The 18,119-nt window shown below is 64.9% G+C and carries 30 protein-coding genes; 29 read left to right on the top strand and 1 reads right to left on the bottom strand.

All coding sequences use genetic code 11. The annotated features are described in order from the left end of the window. The 3 genes from ACP7AB_RS10000 to ACP7AB_RS10010 form a co-directional block, all read left to right on the top strand. Positions 1–636 (top strand): EF-Tu/IF-2/RF-3 family GTPase (locus ACP7AB_RS10000; RefSeq protein ID WP_426046127.1); only part of this gene is annotated, 636 nt, incomplete at its 5' end. A 363-nt stretch (positions 637–999) separates the two neighbouring features. Next, positions 1,000–1,446, top strand: coding sequence for a hypothetical protein (locus ACP7AB_RS10005; RefSeq protein ID WP_425991003.1), 447 nt, complete (start codon positions 1,000–1,002; stop codon positions 1,444–1,446). 157 nt (positions 1,447–1,603) lie between these two features. Next, entirely contained in the window at positions 1,604–2,248 is a 645-nt protein-coding gene (locus tag ACP7AB_RS10010; protein ID WP_425991002.1) for a hypothetical protein, read from the top strand. Positions 2,249–2,253: 5 nt separating this feature from the next. Here ACP7AB_RS10010 and ACP7AB_RS10015 read toward each other — a convergent pair whose 3' ends face one another. Continuing rightward, positions 2,254–2,418 (bottom strand): hypothetical protein, encoded by a 165-nt coding sequence (locus tag ACP7AB_RS10015; protein WP_425991000.1) that lies wholly within the window; start codon positions 2,416–2,418, stop codon positions 2,254–2,256. 154 nt (positions 2,419–2,572) lie between these two features. Here ACP7AB_RS10015 and ACP7AB_RS10020 point away from each other — a divergent pair, with 154 nt between their 5' ends. The 26 genes from ACP7AB_RS10020 (at position 2,573) to ACP7AB_RS10145 (ending at position 18,034) form a co-directional block, all read left to right on the top strand. Further along, positions 2,573–3,718: a GNAT family N-acetyltransferase gene (locus ACP7AB_RS10020; protein WP_425990998.1), complete on the top strand. Its 1,146-nt coding sequence runs from the start codon at positions 2,573–2,575 to the stop codon at positions 3,716–3,718. A gap of 11 nt (positions 3,719–3,729) precedes the next feature. After that, entirely contained in the window at positions 3,730–4,653 is a 924-nt protein-coding gene (locus tag ACP7AB_RS10025; protein ID WP_425990996.1) for a cupin-like domain-containing protein, read from the top strand. Positions 4,654–4,786: 133 nt separating this feature from the next. After that, positions 4,787–5,725 (top strand): GIN domain-containing protein, encoded by a 939-nt coding sequence (locus ACP7AB_RS10030; protein WP_425990994.1) that lies wholly within the window; start codon positions 4,787–4,789, stop codon positions 5,723–5,725. Positions 5,726–6,127: 402 nt separating this feature from the next. Next, a complete protein-coding gene (rpsJ, locus tag ACP7AB_RS10035; RefSeq protein WP_003164367.1) occupies positions 6,128–6,433 on the top strand; it encodes a 30S ribosomal protein S10 in 306 nt (101 codons plus the stop codon). Between the two features lie 22 nt (positions 6,434–6,455). Further along, on the top strand, positions 6,456–7,208 hold the full coding sequence (gene rplC, locus ACP7AB_RS10040) for a 50S ribosomal protein L3 (RefSeq protein WP_425990992.1): 753 nt from the start codon (positions 6,456–6,458) through the stop codon (positions 7,206–7,208). Continuing rightward, positions 7,205–7,873 carry a 50S ribosomal protein L4 gene (gene rplD, locus ACP7AB_RS10045; protein ID WP_303697159.1) on the top strand — a complete coding sequence of 223 codons (669 nt, stop codon included), beginning with the start codon at positions 7,205–7,207 and terminating at the stop codon, positions 7,871–7,873. Before rplC ends, rplD begins: the two co-directional genes overlap by 4 nt. Further along, positions 7,873–8,175, top strand: a complete 303-nt coding sequence (locus ACP7AB_RS10050) for a 50S ribosomal protein L23 (protein ID WP_298158548.1) — start codon at positions 7,873–7,875, stop codon at positions 8,173–8,175. The genes rplD and ACP7AB_RS10050 overlap by 1 nt, the downstream gene beginning before the upstream one ends. A gap of 4 nt (positions 8,176–8,179) precedes the next feature. Next, positions 8,180–9,013 (top strand): 50S ribosomal protein L2, encoded by an 834-nt coding sequence (gene rplB, locus ACP7AB_RS10055; protein ID WP_303697160.1) that lies wholly within the window; start codon positions 8,180–8,182, stop codon positions 9,011–9,013. Between the two features lie 2 nt (positions 9,014–9,015). Beyond that, complete coding sequence (rpsS, locus tag ACP7AB_RS10060) at positions 9,016–9,294, top strand: 30S ribosomal protein S19 (protein ID WP_013268924.1); 279 nt, start codon at positions 9,016–9,018, stop codon at positions 9,292–9,294. Position 9,295: 1 nt separating this feature from the next. Beyond that, positions 9,296–9,676 carry a 50S ribosomal protein L22 gene (gene rplV / locus ACP7AB_RS10065; protein ID WP_303697161.1) on the top strand — a complete coding sequence of 127 codons (381 nt, stop codon included), beginning with the start codon at positions 9,296–9,298 and terminating at the stop codon, positions 9,674–9,676. A 1-nt stretch (position 9,677) separates the two neighbouring features. After that, entirely contained in the window at positions 9,678–10,427 is a 750-nt protein-coding gene (gene rpsC, locus ACP7AB_RS10070) for a 30S ribosomal protein S3 (protein WP_425990989.1), read from the top strand. Positions 10,428–10,432: 5 nt separating this feature from the next. Then, positions 10,433–10,876: a 50S ribosomal protein L16 gene (rplP, locus tag ACP7AB_RS10075; RefSeq protein ID WP_303697163.1), complete on the top strand. Its 444-nt coding sequence runs from the start codon at positions 10,433–10,435 to the stop codon at positions 10,874–10,876. Continuing rightward, entirely contained in the window at positions 10,873–11,070 is a 198-nt protein-coding gene (rpmC, locus tag ACP7AB_RS10080) for a 50S ribosomal protein L29 (protein WP_303697164.1), read from the top strand. The genes rplP and rpmC overlap by 4 nt, the downstream gene beginning before the upstream one ends. 9 nt (positions 11,071–11,079) lie before the next feature. Then, positions 11,080–11,331, top strand: coding sequence for a 30S ribosomal protein S17 (gene rpsQ, locus ACP7AB_RS10085; protein WP_303697165.1), 252 nt, complete (start codon positions 11,080–11,082; stop codon positions 11,329–11,331). Between the two features lie 18 nt (positions 11,332–11,349). Then, a complete protein-coding gene (gene rplN / locus ACP7AB_RS10090; protein ID WP_077354965.1) occupies positions 11,350–11,718 on the top strand; it encodes a 50S ribosomal protein L14 in 369 nt (122 codons plus the stop codon). Between the two features lie 2 nt (positions 11,719–11,720). Continuing rightward, positions 11,721–12,029, top strand: a complete 309-nt coding sequence (gene rplX / locus ACP7AB_RS10095) for a 50S ribosomal protein L24 (protein WP_425990986.1) — start codon at positions 11,721–11,723, stop codon at positions 12,027–12,029. Further along, positions 12,029–12,589 (top strand): 50S ribosomal protein L5, encoded by a 561-nt coding sequence (gene rplE, locus ACP7AB_RS10100; RefSeq protein ID WP_303697168.1) that lies wholly within the window; start codon positions 12,029–12,031, stop codon positions 12,587–12,589. Before rplX ends, rplE begins: the two co-directional genes overlap by 1 nt. A gap of 19 nt (positions 12,590–12,608) precedes the next feature. Next, positions 12,609–12,914: a 30S ribosomal protein S14 gene (rpsN, locus tag ACP7AB_RS10105; RefSeq protein ID WP_425990984.1), complete on the top strand. Its 306-nt coding sequence runs from the start codon at positions 12,609–12,611 to the stop codon at positions 12,912–12,914. 14 nt (positions 12,915–12,928) lie between these two features. Next, positions 12,929–13,327, top strand: a complete 399-nt coding sequence (rpsH, locus tag ACP7AB_RS10110; RefSeq protein WP_303697169.1) for a 30S ribosomal protein S8 — start codon at positions 12,929–12,931, stop codon at positions 13,325–13,327. 2 nt (positions 13,328–13,329) lie between these two features. After that, entirely contained in the window at positions 13,330–13,863 is a 534-nt protein-coding gene (rplF, locus tag ACP7AB_RS10115) for a 50S ribosomal protein L6 (RefSeq protein ID WP_425990982.1), read from the top strand. Between the two features lie 3 nt (positions 13,864–13,866). Next, positions 13,867–14,229 (top strand): 50S ribosomal protein L18, encoded by a 363-nt coding sequence (rplR, locus tag ACP7AB_RS10120; protein WP_303697171.1) that lies wholly within the window; start codon positions 13,867–13,869, stop codon positions 14,227–14,229. 11 nt (positions 14,230–14,240) lie between these two features. Further along, positions 14,241–14,849, top strand: coding sequence for a 30S ribosomal protein S5 (rpsE, locus tag ACP7AB_RS10125; protein ID WP_303697172.1), 609 nt, complete (start codon positions 14,241–14,243; stop codon positions 14,847–14,849). A 2-nt stretch (positions 14,850–14,851) separates the two neighbouring features. Beyond that, positions 14,852–15,046 (top strand): 50S ribosomal protein L30, encoded by a 195-nt coding sequence (gene rpmD / locus ACP7AB_RS10130; protein ID WP_425990979.1) that lies wholly within the window; start codon positions 14,852–14,854, stop codon positions 15,044–15,046. Between the two features lie 262 nt (positions 15,047–15,308). Continuing rightward, positions 15,309–15,902 carry a 50S ribosomal protein L15 gene (rplO, locus tag ACP7AB_RS10135; RefSeq protein ID WP_425990977.1) on the top strand — a complete coding sequence of 198 codons (594 nt, stop codon included), beginning with the start codon at positions 15,309–15,311 and terminating at the stop codon, positions 15,900–15,902. A gap of 117 nt (positions 15,903–16,019) precedes the next feature. Continuing rightward, a complete protein-coding gene (secY, locus tag ACP7AB_RS10140; protein ID WP_303697175.1) occupies positions 16,020–17,399 on the top strand; it encodes a preprotein translocase subunit SecY in 1,380 nt (459 codons plus the stop codon). Between the two features lie 68 nt (positions 17,400–17,467). Beyond that, entirely contained in the window at positions 17,468–18,034 is a 567-nt protein-coding gene (locus tag ACP7AB_RS10145) for an adenylate kinase (RefSeq protein ID WP_425990975.1), read from the top strand. Positions 18,035–18,119 lie beyond the last annotated feature (85 nt).

Raw genomic sequence — 18,119 nt, forward strand, 5'->3', positions numbered from 1 at the left:
ATCGGCGAGCAGCAGGTGCTGAAGCTGATGCAGACCGTGGACGACTACATCCCGCAGCCGGCGCGTCCCCTGGACCTGCCGTTCCTGATGCCGGTGGAAGACGTCTTCTCGATCTCGGGCCGCGGCACCGTGGTCACGGGTCGTATCGAAAAGGGCATCGTCAAGGTCGGTGAGGAGGTCGAGATCGTCGGCATCCGTCCGGTCCAGAAGACGACCTGCACGGGCGTGGAAATGTTCCGCAAGCTGCTGGACCAGGGCCAGGCGGGCGACAACGTCGGCGTGCTGCTGCGCGGCACCAAGCGTGAAGACGTCGAGCGCGGCCAGGTCCTGTGCAAGCCGGGCTCCATCACGCCCCACACCAAGTTCGTCGCCGAAGCCTACATCCTGAACAAGGAAGAGGGCGGCCGTCACACGCCGTTCTTCACCAACTACCGCCCGCAGTTCTACTTCCGCACCACGGACGTGACCGGGATCGTTCAGCTGAAGGAAGGCGTCGAGATGATCATGCCCGGCGACAACGCCGAGCTGAACGTCGAACTGATCACCCCGATCGCCATGGACCAGGGCCTGCGCTTCGCCATCCGTGAAGGCGGCCGCACCGTCGGCGCCGGCGTCGTCGCCAAGATCGTCGAGTAGGACTTTCTTGTTGCGCTAACGCGAACGACGCGGTCGTTCGCTGCTTGAGCGCGGACTCAGCTAGAAAGGCCCTCCGGTGCGAACCGGGGGGCCTTTTCTTTGTCCCTTCTCCCGTTGGGAGAAGGTGGCCGCGAAGCGGACGGATGAGGGTCGGACCTCACCGGCGACGCACGACTCTCAGCCGGGCCGACGTCGACCGTTTGTGCGGGTGTTTGAAGGACATTCGAGGGCGGTTCATACTGTCGTTGAACGACGTGCCCGAAGTCCGGGAAATCTTCTCTTGGGCCAGGATCTAGGGCGTCGAACTGCACTATCGCCTGTCCGGCCTGCCGACGCCGACTAGGTGATTATCCGGGGGCGGGAATGAGCGATCAAAACGACATTCTGGAACAGCATCGAAAAGATGTGGATCCTTGGCTCAACCGCATTGGTGCTCTGACAGATGTCTGGGATCGACAAACTGTGATTTGGGTCGGCTTAGCAAATGCAGCGGGACTGGGGGTGGTAGTCCAGAAGCTTGCGGCCGACGTGGCCGCATCCGCCTGGCTGCTGCCCTCGGCCTGGATATTCTTGCTGGGATTGGTAGCTGCAGGGTTCGTCCCCCGTCTTTTGCACGTCCATTTTCTCACGGGATCGACGCAGCTTTTCGCCCTGAGAAACAACCCCGCCTATGATGCACCGATCGCTAGTACGAGGAAGATAGCTGAGCGGGTACTCGCGTCCGCCGGTGGAGCTTTTGTTTTAGGCGTCGTTTTTCCGTTAGCGGGCCTTACGGCGTCGGCTCTGGGGTACCGGTTCCCGTGGTCCTGATGTAGCGACCGGTTCCATAGCGATCGCAGGCCCATACCCATCAACGGATCGTCCGAATTCCCCAATCGAAACAAGCCTCGGCTCTATTTAGAGCCCTTATACCCATCACCCCCTGAAACGGCCTCACACTGTCCGGTCCTTGAGCGGAGGCGCGGATATGGACGAGCAGGCGAACACCCCCCGGCGCATGGTCCCGACGGAGGTCTGGGACGCGGTGAAGGCCGACTATCTCGCGGGGCTGTCGGGCCCTGACTGTTGTCGACGACATGGTGTGGCGCTGTCGTCGCTGCGGGATCGGGCCGCGCGTGAGGGCTGGCGGCGTTCGGACCAGCCCTGGGTTCCGCCACACGCCCTCGATCCCTGCGACGAGGGGCTGGTTCTGGAGGAACGGATCGGCGGCAATCTCGATCTGGTCGAGTGGGGCGAACTGTCTCACGTCGTTGACGGGCGGATGATGCGGGCCATCCTGCGCGGCGACTCGGCGGAGTTCATGCGCTGGCACAAGGTGATCGAGATCGTCGACGTCCGTGAAGCCGAGCTGCGCCGCTGGGCCGAGGAGGAAGAGGTCCGTAAATTCCGCGTCCGCCAGCGAGCGCGCGATGCGGAGGCCGACGCGGCCGATCCGGACTCAACGGACGACTCGGACTCCGGTTTGGAGTCTGACCTCGAGGATCAGGGGCCGATCGCGGGATTGATGACTATGCCGTACGGCGGGCTGGCGCGAAAAGAGCCGCGCGAGGACGGTGATGCTCACGTCTCCTCCCCATCGCTAGGCGACGAGGAGGAGACAGGGCCCGGGTAACGCCATCAACCGTTCGGCTCGCCCGTCGCCGGGTCGGTCGCCGTGTCCCCGGAGTTGCTGGAGCCCTCGCTGCCCTTGGGCTCGGTCGCGGGGTGTGGCGGCTGGCCATCACCGGCGGGACGCTGGTTCTCGTCCTCGGTCTCGCGCGGCGGTCGGGCGGGGTCGGTCATGCTCAAGCTCCTGTTGCGGACCGAACGCCCCAGACGCGCGGCGGCTCCAGGGCAGGCTTTTGTTCACCATGCCATTACACCGTCGCGAAACGGGAGGTGGGCTAGACCTGAGACAGGAACGCGCCTCGCCCAGGGGCGCGGGTCGGAGACTTGCATGCCCGGAACGCTAAAGATCGAGGTCGTCAAGGCGGACCAGTTGACGGTCGCGGACCGGGTGCTGTGGCGCGCCATGGTCGAGGCCAATCCCGATCTCGCCAGCCCCTATTTCCGCTGGGAGTTCACCGAGATCGCCGCCCGCATCAGCCCCGACGCCGCCGTGGCGATCTTCAGCCGGGGCGGGCGCACCATCGGCTATTTCCCGCACCAGCGGCGCGGATCGGCGATCCAGCCGCTCGGGGCGCCCATGAATGACTATCACGGCGTCATCGCCATGCCGGGCCAGGCGCCGTCCCTGGCCGCCGTCGCGGCCCTGCTGAATGCGCCCCGGCTGAACGTCTCGGCCTGGGTCGGGCCGTCGGGCGCGGGCGAGCTGCGCGAGACCCTGATGACCGTCACGCCGGAGGAGGGGTTCGACGCCTGGTATGCCGAGCGTCGCCAGACCTGGGGCAAATATTTCAAGGACAAGGAACGGGCGCGCCGCAGCCTCGAGGCGGAGCTGGGGCCGATCCGGGTCCAGCGAGGCCTGACCGATCCGGCGCTGCTGGATCAGCTGATCGGGCTGAAGCGCGACCAGTATGCCCGCACAGGCCGGCACAACATCTTCGCCTGCGGCTGGACCCGTGATCTGCTGCACGCCCTTATGGCCTCGGAGCATGACGACTTCGGCGCCTCGATGGCGGCGCTGTGGGCCGGGGACAGGCTGACGGCGATCGAATACTCGCTGCACGCCGGCGACCGGTATCATTTCTGGTTCCCGGCCTATGAGCCTGCGCTGGCGCGCTGCTCGCCCGGCATCCTCCTGACCATGGACACGATGCGGCTGGGCTGTGACGCCGGGTTCCGGGTCTTCGACTTCGGCTTCGGCGGCGAGGGCTACAAGAAATATTTCTGCAACGCGACCCAGACGGTGCGCGAGGCGGTGATCCTTAAGCCAGGCGTCGGCTCCATGCTGTCTGACGTGGCCGTGGGCCTGCTCAACAGCGCCGCGGGCGGCCAGGGCGAGCGGCTGCGCACCAGCGTGCGGCGTCGCTGGGCCGCCATCGAGGCCTGCGAGACCACATCCGCCAACCGCCTGATGGGTGCGGTCGCCGCCGCCGGCGCGGCCATGAAGAAGGTCAACAGCGCCCGCCAGGCCGCCTGATCGAGATGAGCATGAACCAGACCCCCAGCCAGACCCGGCGCACCCGCTATCCCGGCCCGATCGATCAGGCGAAGAAGCACCCGCACGCCCTCGTCGACCAGGGCTTCGCCACCGACGAGACGCTGGCGGAAATCCTGCACCGCTATCCGGCCGAACTGTTCGACATCAATCTGTACGACTACGACGACGAGGGGCAGGTCTCGCTGCGCACCGGGGCGCGCGGCGGCCTGTCGGGCGACCAGCTTCTGGCGGCGATCCAGGCCGGGCGTCTGTGGGTCAACCTGCGTCAGGCCCAGGCCGGCTGTCCCGAACTGTGGCAGGCCGCCATGGGCGAGTTCGCCAGGATCCAGGCCACCTATCCCGGCATGAAGGCCGTGACCAACGCCGGCCAGCTGATCATTTCCTCGCCGGTCGCCAGGGTGCCCTATCATTTCGACGCCGCCGGGGTGGTGCTGTTCCACCTGCGCGGCAGGAAGCGCCTCTTTATATACCCGGGCGACGAGGCCCATCTGCCGGAGACGGCGATGGAACAGGTCGTGGCCCGCCAGACGACCGAGGAACTGCCCTATACCCGCGCCTTCGAGGCGGACGCCCAGGTCATGGACCTGGAGCCGGGCGAGGCCCTGACCTGGCCGCTCTATGCGCCGCACCGGGTCGAGAACCTCGACCGGTTCTGCGTCAGCCTGTCGATGGATTTCCAGACCTGGCCGACGCGGTTCCGCAACGGGGCCATCTACACCAATGCCGTGATCCGCAGCCGGGGAGGGCGTCCGCGCTTCACCGACGGCATGTCGACCCCGGAACTGGCCGCCCGCTGGGCCGCCTCTCTGGCCCTGCGCCGCGTCGGCGGGCTCAAGAGCCGGATCGAGCATTTCGAGCGCGATTTCACCCCGGAAGTCGGCGCCGCCGACGGGGCGGGAACGTTGCGGGCGTGACAAACTTCTCCCTCCCACTCGGGGGAGGGAAACCTCGGACCCGGATTAATTCGAGGTCATGACGTCGAGTTAAACTGACTTCCGGTCATCACAGGGTCAGGTTCGCCTCAACTTCAGGAGAGGAACCCACGTCATGAAAGCATTCGTCACCGCCGCCGCATCCGTCGCCCTGCTGGCCGCCCTCGGCGCCGCAGCCCCGGCCTCGGCCAAGACCGACCGCGAGGTCCGCATCCGTTACGCCGCCGCCCGCGTGGTGGTGATCGTCGAAAACCGCACCGACATCGCCGTCGAGATCGAGCCGGGCTCTGGCGGCCTGCCCCTGCCGACCGTGACCCGTAACGGCGACGAGGTCCGCATCAACGGCAACCTCGGCCGTCGCGCCTTCCGCCGCTGCGAGAGCGGTCCTGCGAACGCCCGGCAGCCAGGGGAGGGCGCGTCCGTGGAGGTGCGCGAGCACGGCCGGGTCAACCTGTCCGCCGCTCCGCTGATCGTCGTCCGCACGCCGCCGGCCGTGGACATCTCCACCGAAGATTCCGCCGTGTTCGGCTCGATCGGTCGCGGCGCCACCTCGATCGAACTGGGCAGCGGCGGCTGCGGCGACTGGACCGTGGCCAACACCGCGGGCTCGGCCGACCTGTCGATCGGCGGATCGGGCAGCATCCGCGCCGGGACATCGAGCAGCCTTCAAGCCTCGATCAGCGGGTCGGGTGACATCACGGCCGGGGCAACGGGCGAGCTTGACGCCTCCGTCAGCGGCTCGGGCACGATCACCGTCGCCGGGGCCACGGGCGACGTCGACGCCGCCATCAGCGGCTCGGGCGACATTCGCGTCAACAGCGGCCGTCCGCGCTCGGTCGATGCCTCCATCGCGGGCTCGGGCGACATCATCGTGACCGGCGACGCCGGGCCTCTCGACGCCTCCATCGCCGGCTCAGGCAACATCACGGTCACAGGCACGGCAGCGAGCGTGGACGCCAGCCTGTTGGGCGGCGGCGACGTCCTCGTGGGCCGGGTCACCGGCTCGGTCTCCCAATCCGTCATGGGCGGAGGCCGGGTGCGCATCGGCAACTGAGCCTCCTGAACTCAGTCTGCTGAAAGCGGCGGCCCGGGCGAGTGGAACCGTCCGGGCCGTCTTCCTGTGAAATCGGAGCTGACCGCCGAAAACTGATCGTCTCCGAAACGAGAGAAAGTCGCCCGCAACGGTCCGGGCCGCTTGACCAAAACGGAATCAATCGTCATAAGCGCCAACTCTTGTTGGACTGGCTGTGCGGGAAACCGCAGACGCAGTCCGCAGGAACGACCTCGGACCTGTTCTTTGCAGCGACCTGGGACTTCAACGGCTCTCGCGGGCGACTGCGTGGGCCGATCGTTTTTGCGGACGTGCGTACTCTGAAGGCATTCGTGCCTGAAGGCCTCCGGTCTTTGAAATGGTTCACAGGGACGCAGGTTCGCCTGCTTGGGAAATACGACCGATATGGATCAAAGCATCCGCATCAGGCTCAAGGCCTTCGATCACCGCGTCCTCGACTTTTCGACGCGCGAAATCGTGAATACGGCCAAGCGCACGGGCGCCACTGTACGTGGTCCGATCCCGCTGCCGACCCTGATCGAAAAGTTCACCGTGAACCGCTCGCCGCACGTCGACAAGAAGTCGCGCGAGCAGTTTGAAATCCGCACGCACAAGCGTGTCCTCGACATCGTCGACCCCACTCCGCAGACCGTGGACGCGCTCATGAAGCTCGACCTGTCCGCCGGTGTGGACGTCGAGATCAAGATTTAAAGAAACAAAGGCGGGATCCGATATGCGCACGGGCGTGATCGCCAAGAAGCTGGGCATGACCCGCGTGTTCGCCGAAGACGGCGCGCACGTTCCGGTCACTGTGCTTCAGCTCGACGACTGTCAGGTCGTCGGCCAACGCACTCAGGAGCGGGACGGCTACGTCGCCCTGCAACTGGGCGCCGGGGCCAAGAAGGCAAAAAATACGAATAAGGCTCAACGCACGACCTTCGCCACGGCGGAAGTCGAGCCCAAGCACGTCGTCATGGAATTCCGCGTGTCGGACGACGCCATGATCGACGTCGGAGCGACCCTCACGGCAGACCACTTCGTGGTCGGTCAGAAGGTCGACATCCAGGGCGAGACGATCGGCAAGGGCTTCCAGGGCGGCATGAAGCGCTGGAACTTCAGCGGTCTGCGGGCGTCGCACGGTGTGTCCGTGTCGCACCGGTCGCTGGGGTCCACCGGCCAACGCCAGGACCCGGGCAAGACGTTCAAGGGCAAGAAGATGGCGGGTCAGCTCGGTAACGAGACGATCACCACCCAGAACCTGACCATCGTCCGTGTCGACGCCGAGCGCGGCCTCATCCTGGTCAAGGGCGCTGTCCCCGGCCACGAGGGCTCGTGGGTCAAGGTTCGCGACGCGCACAAGAAGCCGTCCGCCGACCTGCCGTTCCCCGGCGCGTTCAAGACCAAGGGCGGCGCAGCAGCCGCTCCGGCCGAAACGCCTGCTGAAGAGCCGGCAGCGGTCGAGACCGTCGAAGGCGGTGAAGCATGAAACTTTCGAGCATCAACCTTGACGGCAAGGCTCTGGGCGACGTTGAACTGTCGGACGCCGTTTTCGGCATTACCGACATTCGCGGCGACCTTCTGGCCCGTTACGTCAACTGGCAGCTGGCCAAGCGCCGCGCCGGCACCCACAAGGTTCAAACCCGCAACGAGAACTCTCGTACGGGCAAGAAGATGTACAAGCAGAAGGGCACCGGCGGCGCTCGTCACGGTTCGCGCCGTGCACCGCAGTTCGTCGGCGGTTCGCGCGCCTTCGGCCCGATCGTCCGCGATCACGGTTTCGACCTTCCCAAGAAGGTTCGCGCCTTGGCCCTCCGGCACGCCCTGTCGTCCAAGGCGAAGTCGGGCGACCTGATCGTCGTCGACGCCCTGACGGTCAAGGACGCCAAGACCGCCGCTCTGCGCGAGACGTTCGGCAAGCTGGGCTGGACCCGCACGCTGATCATCGCCGGTCCCGAAGTCGACGCGAACTTCGCGCTGGCCTCGCGGAACATCCCGCAGATCCACGTGCTGCCGAACGCCGGCCTGAACGTCTATGACATCCTGCGCGCCGACAAGCTGGTCCTCTCGAAGGCCGCCGTCGAAGCCATCGAAGCCCGCTACGCCGACTTCAAGCCGTCGCGTCGCGAGCAAGCCGAGAAGGACGCCGCGTAATGGCTGCCCAACCCACCGCCAAACACTACGACACCATCCTGTCGCCGATCATCACCGAGAAGGCGACAATCCTGTCGGAGCAAAACAAGGTCGTGTTCCGCGTTGCCGGAACCTCGACCAAGGACGAGATCGCAGCTGCGGTCGAAAGCCTGTTCAAGGTCAACGTCCTGAAGGTCAACACCCTGGTTCAAAAGGGCAAGACCAAGCGCTTCCGCGGCATCATGGGCCGTCGGGTCGACATCAAAAAAGCGATCGTGACGCTGGCCGACGGCCAGTCGATCGACGTCACCACGGGGCTCTGATCAGATGGCCTTGAAAACATACAATCCGACTTCGCCGGGCCGTCGCGCCCTTGTGCTTATCGACCGTTCGGAGCTCTTCAAGGGCCGTCCCGAAAAGTCGCTGACCGAAGGCCTGACCAAGTCGGGCGGACGTGGTCAGGGCGGCCGCATCGCTGTCCGTTTCCGCGGCGGCGGCGCCAAGCGCCTGTATCGCAAGATCGACTTCAAGCGTCGCAAGTTCCAGACCGCGACCGTCGAACGGCTGGAGTATGACCCCAACCGCACCGCCTTCATCGCCCTCATCACCTATGAGGACGGCGAAAAGGCCTATATCGTCGCGCCGCAACGCCTGAAGGCGGGCGACACGATCGTGGCCGGCGAAAAGACGGACGTTAAGCCTGGCAACGCCATGCCGCTGCGCTCCATCCCCGTCGGCACCATCATCCACTGCGTGGAGATGAAGCCGGGCAAGGGCGCTCAGCTGGCCCGTTCGGCCGGTGCCTATGCCCAGCTGGTGGGTCGCGATCAGGGCTACGCCCAGATCCGCCTCGGCTCCGGCGAACTGCGCATGGTTCTGGACGGCTGCATGGCCACGGTGGGCGCCGTTTCCAACGCCGACCACATGAACCAGAACATGGGCAAGGCCGGTCGCGTCCGTCACATGGGCTTCCGTCCGCACGTTCGCGGCGTCGCCATGAACCCGGTCGATCACCCCCACGGCGGTGGTGAAGGCAAGACCTCTGGCGGTCGTACCCCGGTTACGCCGTGGGGCAAGGACACCAAGGGTTCGCGCACCCGCAAGAACAAGTCTACGGATCGTTTCATCATCCGTAGCCGTCACCTCAAGAAGGCTCGCTAAAGATGGCTCGCTCCTCCTGGAAAGGCCCGTTTGTCGACGGGTATCTGCTCAAGAAGGCCGACGCCGTTTCGACGTCGGGCCGCAAGGACGTGATCAAGACCTGGTCGCGCCGCTCAACCATCCTGCCGCAGTTCGTGGGCCTGACTTTCGGCGTCCACAACGGTCACAAGCACGTCCCCGTGCATGTGAATGAGGACATGGTCGGCATGAAGCTGGGCGAGTTCTCGCCCACCCGTTCGTTCCCCGGCCACGCCGCGGACAAGAAGGCGAAGCGGAAGTAAGATGCCAAAGACGAACAACACACGCCGCGTCGGTCCGACCGAAGCCCGCGCCAAACTGGTGAACGTCCGGATCAGCCCTCAGAAGCTGAACCTGGTCGCCCAGTCGATCCGTGGTCTGCCGGTGCAAAAGGCGCTGAACGAACTCGAGTTCAGCCGCAAGCGCATCTCGGACGACGTCCGCAAGGTTCTGTATTCGGCGGTTTCGAACGCCGAGAACAACCACAACCTCGACATCGACAACCTGATCGTGTCCGAGGCCTTCGTGGGCAAGAACCTGGTGATGAAGCGTTTCGCGAGCCGTGCTCGTGGCCGCTCGTCGCGTATCCTGAAACCGTTCAGCGAGATCACCATCGTGGTCCGTGAAGCCGGCGAGGCCGCCTGATATGGGTCAGAAAATCAATCCGATCGGTTTCCGCCTCGGCGTGAACCGTACCTGGGACAGCCGCTGGTTCGCCGACGGCCCGACCTACGCCCGTCTGCTGCACCAGGACCTGAAGCTGCGCACGTGGCTCAAGGAACGCCTGAACGCCGCCGGCGTGTCGCGCATCATCATCGAGCGTCCGCACAAGAAATGCCGCGTGACGATCTACGCCGCCCGTCCGGGTGTCGTGATCGGCAAGAAGGGCGCTGACATCGAGAAGCTCCGCAAGGACATCTCGGCCCGTACCGAAGGCGAAGTTCACCTGAACATCGTCGAGGTGCGCAAGCCCGAAACCGACGCCCAGCTGATCGCCGAGAACATCGCCCAGCAGCTGGAACGCCGTATCGCGTTCCGCCGCGCCATGAAGCGTTCGATGCAATCGGCCATGCGTCTCGGCGCCAAGGGCGTTCGCATCAACGTGTCGGGTCGCCTCGGCGGCGCCGAAATCGCGCGGATGGAATGGTATCGCGAAGGCCGTGTGCCGCTGCACACCCTGCGCGCCGACATCGACTACGGCTTCATTCAGGCCAAGACGACCTACGGCATCATCGGCGTGAAGGTCTGGGTGTTCAAAGGTGAAGTGCTCGAGCACGATCCGATGGCCCAGGACAAGCGCTGGGCTCTGGAAGCCGCCGGTCCGTCGTCCAACGAAGGCCGCGAACGTGGTGGCCCGCGCGGTGACCGTGGTCCCCGCCGTGGCCGTGAGGGCTAGGGAAAATGCTGCAGCCTAAGAAAACCAAGTACCGGAAGGCCTTCAAGGGCCGTATCCACGGCGCCGCCAAGGGTGGATTCTCGCTGAACTTCGGTTCGTATGGCCTGAAGACGCTTGAGCCGGAACGCATCACCGCGCGTCAGATCGAGGCGGCCCGCCGCGCGATCACCCGCCAGATGAAGCGTCAGGGCCGTGTCTGGATCCGCGTTTTCCCGGACGTTCCCGTCTCGGGCAAGCCTGCCGAAGTCCGCATGGGCAAGGGCAAGGGCGCCGTGGATCACTGGGCGGCGCGCTGCCACCCGGGCCGGATCCTGTTTGAAATCGACGGCGTCGCCGACGACGTGGCTCGCGAAGCCCTGCGTCTGGGCGCCGCCAAGCTGCCGGTTCGCACCAAGGTGGTCACCCGCCTCGACGCCGGCGTCGCCCATGTGGAGCACGTAGGCGCATGACCAAGATCGCCGACCTCCGGGTCCAGACCCCCGATCAGCTGGGCGACCAGCTGCTGTCCCTGAAAAAGGAACAGTTCAACCTGCGCTTCCAGGCCGCCACCGGCCAGATGGAAAAAACTCACCGCGTTGGTGAAGTGCGCAAAGACATCGCCCGCATCTCGACGCTTCTGCGTGAGAAGCGGTCGGCCTCGTAAGGAAACACTATGCCCAAGCGAATTCTCGAAGGCGTGGTCGTGTCCGACAAGGGCGACAAGACCGTCGTCGTCGTCGTCCAACGCACGCTGCTGCACCCGGTCATGAAAAAGATCGTGCGCCTCTCCAAGAAGTACCACGCCCACGACGAAGCGAACGCCTTCAAGGAAGGTGACATCGCCCGCATCCGTGAGTGCGCCCCGAAGTCCAAGCTGAAGCGTTGGGAGGTCCTCTCGAAGGACACCCCGGCCTCGGCGTCGTAATCAGAGGGATCTGACACTATGATCCAGATGCAAACTAACCTGGAGGTAGCCGATAATTCGGGTGCTCGCCGGGTCATGTGCATCAAGGTGCTCGGCGGCGCTAAGCGTCGCTACGCCTCGGTGGGTGACACTATTGTCGCCTCGGTCAAGGAAGCGATTCCTCGTGGCCGCGTCAAAAAAGGTGAAGTGGTTCGCGCCATCGTCGTGCGCACCGCCAAGGACATCCAGCGCAAGGACGGTTCCGTCATTCGCTTCGACAAGTCCGCCGCCGTCATCGTCAACAAGCAGAACGAGCCGGTCGGCACGCGGATCTTTGGCCCGGTTCCCCGTGAACTGCGCGCCAAGAACCACATGAAGATCATCTCTCTGGCTCCGGAGGTCCTGTAGTCATGGCCGCCAAGATCAAAAAGGGCGACCGCGTCGTCGTCCTCGCCGGCAAGGACAAGGGCCGCACCGGTGAAGTCACCAAGGTGCTGCCGACCGAAAATCGCGTCCTGGTCCAGGGCGTGAACATGGTCCAGCGCCACACGCGTCCGACCCAGGGTGACCCCCAGGGCGGCATCAAGAACAAGGAAGCCACGCTTCACCTTTCGAACGTCGCGATCGCCGACGCCAACGGCAAGGCGAGCCGCGTCGGCTTCCGCATGGAAGGCGACAAGAAGGTTCGCTTCGCCAAGACGACGGGAGACGTCATCTGATGGCCGATACCAAATACACCCCTCGTCTGAAGGACGAGTTCAACACCCGCATCAAGGGCGTGATGACCGAGAAGTTCGGTTACACCAACCCGATGCAGATGCCGCGTCTGGACAAGATCGTCCTGAACATGGGCATCGGTGAAGCCGTCGCCGACTCCAAGAAGGCCAATGCGGCCCTCAAGGATCTGACTGCGATCGCCGGCCAGAAGGCGGTGCCGACCAAGGCCCGTAACTCCATCGCCGGCTTCAAGCTGCGCGAAGGTATGGTCATCGGCGGCAAGGTCACCCTGCGCGGCGACCAGATGTACGAGTTCCTGGACCGTTTGATCACGATCGCCCTGCCGCGCGTGAAGGACTTCCGTGGCCTCAAGCCGACGTCGTTCGACGGTCGCGGCAACTACGCCATGGGCCTCAAGGAACACATCGTGTTCCCGGAGATCAACTACGACCAGATCGACCAGATGTGGGGCATGGACATCATCGTCTGCACCACGGCCAGGACAGACGACGAGGCGCGCGCGCTTCTGACCGAGTTCAAGTTCCCGTTCGTGAAGAACTGAGCGGGAAGGGAAAAGCAAAATGGCAAAGAAAAGCGCCGTAAACCGTAACGAGATGGTGAAAGCCCTTGTTGCGAAGTATGCCGCGAAGCGGGCCGCCCTGAAGGCGACCGCCAACGACGAGAGCCTGCCTCTGGAAGAGCGTTTCGGCGCCCGCCTGAAGCTGGCCGAGCTGCCGCGTAACTCGGCGGCCGTCCGGATCCGCAACCGCTGCGAAGTGACGGGCCGTCCGCGGGCCTTCTATCGCAAGCTCAAGATGAGCCGGATCGCGCTGCGCGAACTCGGCAACCTGGGACAGATCCCGGGCCTGACGAAGTCCAGCTGGTAAGGGGAGCGACAGACATGATGATCAACGATCCCCTGAGCGACATGATCGCTCGCATGAAGAACGCGGCCATGCGCAAGCGTTCCAAAGTGCTCACCCCGGCTTCCCGTCTGCGCCAGCGCGTCCTCGACGTGCTGCAGGACGAAGGCTACATCCGCGGCTATTCGCTGGTTCAGAACCCCGGCGAATTCCCGCAGTTCGAGATCGAGCTCAAGTACTTCGATGGCCAGCCGGTCATCGCCGAGATCGCTCGCGTGTCCAAGCCGGGCCGCCGCGTCTATTCGGCGATTACCGACCTGAAGCCGGTCAAGAACGGCTTGGGCATCTCGATCCTTTCGACTTCGAAGGGTGTCATGTCTGACACCGCAGCCCGCGACGCAAACGTCGGTGGCGAAGTCCTCTGCAGGGTCTACTAAAGATGTCCCGTATCGGAAAACGTCCCATCACACTGCCGAAAGGCGTGACCGTCACCATCGACGGCCAGACCGTGACCGTGAAAGGCCCCAAGGCCGAGCGTTCGTGGTCGGTTGCTGACGAAGTCGAAGTCACCCAGGAAAACGGCGAACTGAACCTGGCGATCCGCGCCGACACCCAGCGCGCTCGCGCGATGTGGGGTCTGTCGCGCACGCTGCTGGACAACATGGTCGTCGGCGTCACCGAAGGCTTCGAGCGCACGCTCGAGCTGGTCGGTGTCGGTTACCGCGCCGCCATGAAGGGCAACGATCTGTCCCTGCAACTGGGCTTCTCGCATGAAGTGAACGTGGTGGCTCCGGCCGGCGTGACCTTCGCGGTGCCCAAGCAGACCGAGATCAAGATCTCGGGCCCGGACAAGCAAGTCGTCGGCGAATTGGCCGCCAACATCCGCAAGCTGCGTCCGCCGGAGCCCTACAAGGGCAAGGGCGTCCGTTATGCTGGCGAGAAGGTGCGCCGCAAGGAAGGCAAGAAGAAGTAAGTCATGGCAACGACTCTCAAGCAAAAAGCCGTCCGCCGCACCGATCGCAACCGTCGCCGGCTCAAGGCGATGGGCAATGGTCGCCTGCGTCTGTCCGTGCACCGTTCGGACAAGAACATCTCGGCCCAGATCATCGACGATCTCAAGGGGATCACCGTGGCTTCCGCCTCGTCGCTGGAAGGCGACAAGGCCGGGACGTCCAAGGGCTCCAACGTCGAGGCGGCTGCCGCCATCGGCAAGCTGGTCGCCCAGCGCGCCATCGAGAAGGGCGTCACCGATGTGGTCTTCGACCGCGGTGGCTACATCTATCACGGACGGGTGAAGGCGCTGGCGGATGCCGCGCGTGAAGCCGGCCTGAACTTCTAAGGACCGCACAGATGGCGCAAGCACCTCAACGCGGCGGCGGCGGCAACGACCGCAATCGTCGCGACAACCGCAACGGCCCTGCTGCCGACGGTCCGGATTCGGACATCGTCGAAAAGCTGGTCCACATCAACCGCGTCGCGGCCACCGTCAAAGGCGGCCGTCGCTTCTCCTTCGCAGCCCTGATGGTCGTCGGTGACGGCAAGGGACGCGTGGGCTTCGGTCACGGCAAGGCGCGCGAAGTGCCGGAAGCCATCCGCAAGGCGACCGAAGAAGCCAAGAAGACGATGATCCGCGTTCCCCTGCGCGAAAACCGCACCCTGCACCACGACGGCAACGGCCGTTGGGGCGCCGGCAAGATCATGATGCGCGCGGCTCCTCCGGGAACCGGCGTGATCGCGGGCGGTCCGATGCGTGCAGTCCTGGAGACCCTCGGCGTCGCCGACGTGGTCGCCAAGTCCACGGGCTCGTCGAACCCCTACAACATGATCCGGGCGACGTTCGAGGCGCTGAAAGTCCAGTCCTCGCCCCGCCAGGTCGCTTCGAAGCGTGGCAAGAAGGTCTCCGACCTGATGGGCCGCCGCAACGACGGCGCCTCGACGCCCGAAGCCGTGGAGTCCTGAGCATGGCGAAGTCAGAAGCCAAGACGGTCACCGTCAAGCAGACCGGTTCGCCGATCCGCCGCAAGAACGACCAGCGCGCCACCCTGGTGGGCCTGGGTCTGAACCGAATGGGCCGCGAGTCCACGCTTGAAGACACTCCTTCGGTTCGCGGGATGATCGCAAAGGTCGCCCACCTGACCGAGATCGTCGAAAAGTAAGCCGTTTGTATCGCCCTCCCCCTCGGGGGAGGGCAGGTCGCCCTCGGGCGACCGGGTGGGGGCGGCTCGGCGAGCCGCCTTTACTGCTGTCGGGGGAGCCGCTATAGCGCGCGTCCGTTAGAGATTTGGGTCCGGCTCGCCTTGCCGGTCCCACCCGGTCGGCTTTGCCGACCACCCTCCCCGGACGGGGAGGGAGACGACCGAGACCAACAAGCCGAGTCCGCTGATACAGCGGGCGCTAGAACCCGAAAGGATCAGGCACATGAAACTGAACGAAATTCGCGACAACGAAGGCGCCCACAAGAAGCGTATGCGCGTCGGCCGCGGCCCGGGTTCGGGCAAGGGCAAGACCGCCGGTCGCGGCGTCAAGGGCCAGAAGTCGCGTTCGGGCGTCGCCATCGGCGGCTTCGAAGGCGGCCAGATGCCCCTGTACATGCGTATGCCCAAGCGCGGCTTCAACAATCCCAACGCCCTGAAGCTGGCCGAAGTGAACCTGTGGCGCCTGCAGGACGCCATCGACGGCGGCAAGCTGGACATCAAGGGCGAGATCAAGGGCGACGCCCTGGTCGCCGCCGGCGTGATCCGTCGCGTCAAGGACGGCGTCCGTCTGCTGGGTACCGGCGAGGTCAAATCCAAGCTGAACCTGGTTGTCTGGTCGGCCTCGGCCGGCGCCGTGAAGGCGATCGAAGCCGCCGGCGGCTCGGTCGTTCAGGAGCGGATCGCTGCTGAAGCCAAGGCCGCCGCTCGCGTCGAGAAGCGCAACCTCGCCAAGGGCAAGGTTCCCGCTGCCAAGGCCCCGCGCGGCGACGCCAACAAGATCTCGGCTCGCACGACCCGCGCGGCCGCCAAGGCTTAATCCAATAAAGCGTGGGGGGCGGTCTCGCTAAGGGGCCGCCCTTCGCCTATCTGGACGAAGGCGTCGGATTCGAAAGCGGATCGGACGCAGCGTACTGACAAGTCGGGGTAACGACATATGGCTTCGGCCGCCGAACAACTCGCCGCCAATATGAACATGGGCTCGTTCGCTAAGGCGACCGAGCTCCACAAGCGTCTGCTGTTCACGCTTGGCGCGCTTCTCGTCTATCGCATCGGCACCTATGTGCCGATCCCGGGCATCAACTCCGCCGCCTTCCTGCAGTTCTTCCAGGATCCGGACGGGCAGCGCGGCGTCCTGGATATGTTCAACATGTTCTCGGGCGGCGCCGTGGAACGGATGGCCGTCTTCGCGCTGAACGTGACGCCCTACATCTCGGCCTCGATCATCGTCCAACTGATGGGCAGTGTGTATCCGCCGTGGGAGAAGCTGAAAAAAGAAGGCGGCGAAAGCGGGCGCAAGCAGCTGAACCAGTACACCCGTTACCTGACCGTGTTCCTGGCTCTGGCCCAGTCGTTCGGCATCGCGGCGGGCCTCAACGCCCAGCCCGGCCTGATCGACGAGCCCGGCGTCTTCTTCATCGCCACCACGGTCGTCTCCCTGACGGGCGGCACCATGTTCCTGATGTGGCTGGGTGAGCAGGTGACGGCGCGCGGCGTCGGCAACGGCATCTCGCTGATCATCTTCGCCGGTATCGTCGCGGTTCTGCCGGGCACCGTCGCCCGGATGCTGGGATTGGCCCAGCAGGGTCAGATGTCCGCCTTCGCCCTCCTGTTCCTGGCCGTCCTCGCCGTGGCCACGATCGTCTTCATCGTCTTCATGGAGCGCGCCCAGCGCCGTCTTCTGATCCAGTATCCGAAGCGCCAGGAAGGCAACCGGATGGCCGGGGGCGAGCGTTCGTTCCTGCCGCTGAAGGTGAACACCGCCGGGGTCATCCCGCCGATCTTCGCCTCGTCGCTGCTGCTGCTGCCGACCACGGTCGCCCAGATGACCGCCACGGCCGACCTGCCGGCATGGATGAGCTGGCTGCCCTTCGTGACCGCCCAGCTGACCCATGGCCAGCCGCTGTTCATGCTGCTGTACGCCGGCCTGATCATCTTCTTCTGCTTCTTCTACACCTCGATCACCTTCAACCCTGAAGACACGGCCGAGAACCTGAGGAAGTACGGCGGCTTCCTGCCGGGCATCCGTCCGGGCAAGCGCACGGCGGAATATCTGGACTACGTCCTGACCCGCCTGACCGTGATCGGCGCTGCCTACATCACCGCCGTCTGCCTCCTGCCGGAGTTGATGGTCGCCCAGATGGGCAACAGCCTGTATTTCGGCGGCACCTCGATCCTGATCGTCGTGTCGGTGACCATGGACACCGTGGCTCAGATCCAGTCTCAACTGCTGGCTCACCAGTATGAAGGCCTGATCAAGAAGGCCCGACTGCGGGGTCGTGGCGGCCGCGGCGCGCCCACGCCCGTTCGCCGCTAGGCCTGCATTGTGGTGGGCTATCGCGCATTGCGTGATTTGAGCCCGAGCGCCCGGGGAGGGGCCTGAACATGAACCTGATCCTGTTCGGGCCCCCGGCGGCCGGCAAGGGCACCCAGGCCAAGCGGCTGGTCGAGCAGCGCGGCATGGTCCAGCTGTCGACCGGCGACATGTTGCGCGAGGCGATCGCGTCCGGCTCGGAACTGGGTCAGCAGTGCAAGGAGATCATGGCGCAAGGCGGTCTGATCGCCGACGACATCGTCATCGCCCTGATCGAGGCCCGACTGAAGGAAGCCGAAGACGCCGGCGGCGCCATTTTCGACGGCTTCCCGCGCACGATCGCCCAGGCCGAGGCGCTCGACGCCATGTTGGCCAAGCTGGGCAAGCAGATCGATCGGGTTGTCCGCCTCAAGGTCGATGACGCAGCGCTGATGGATCGGATTTCCAAACGCTTCGCCGAACAGGGCCGTCCGGACGACAATCCGGAAAGCTTCAAGGTTCGTCTGGACGCCTACAACCGCAACACCGCACCCCTGCTGCCCTACTACGGCGACAAGGGATTGCTGACCGAGGTCGATGGCATGGGCTCGATCGAGACGGTGGCTCTTGCCATCGACACCGCACTCGACGCGTCCTGATCTGAACCGGAGCTGAGCCTTCGGCATTCCTGCGCGTTCAGCCGGGCATGGTAGAAGCGGCCGTGTTACATCCTCCATCCTCTCC

It is taken from the genome of Brevundimonas sp. TWP3-1-2b1 (assembly GCF_049896165.1).
GTDB lineage: Bacteria > Pseudomonadota > Alphaproteobacteria > Caulobacterales > Caulobacteraceae > Brevundimonas > Brevundimonas subvibrioides_B.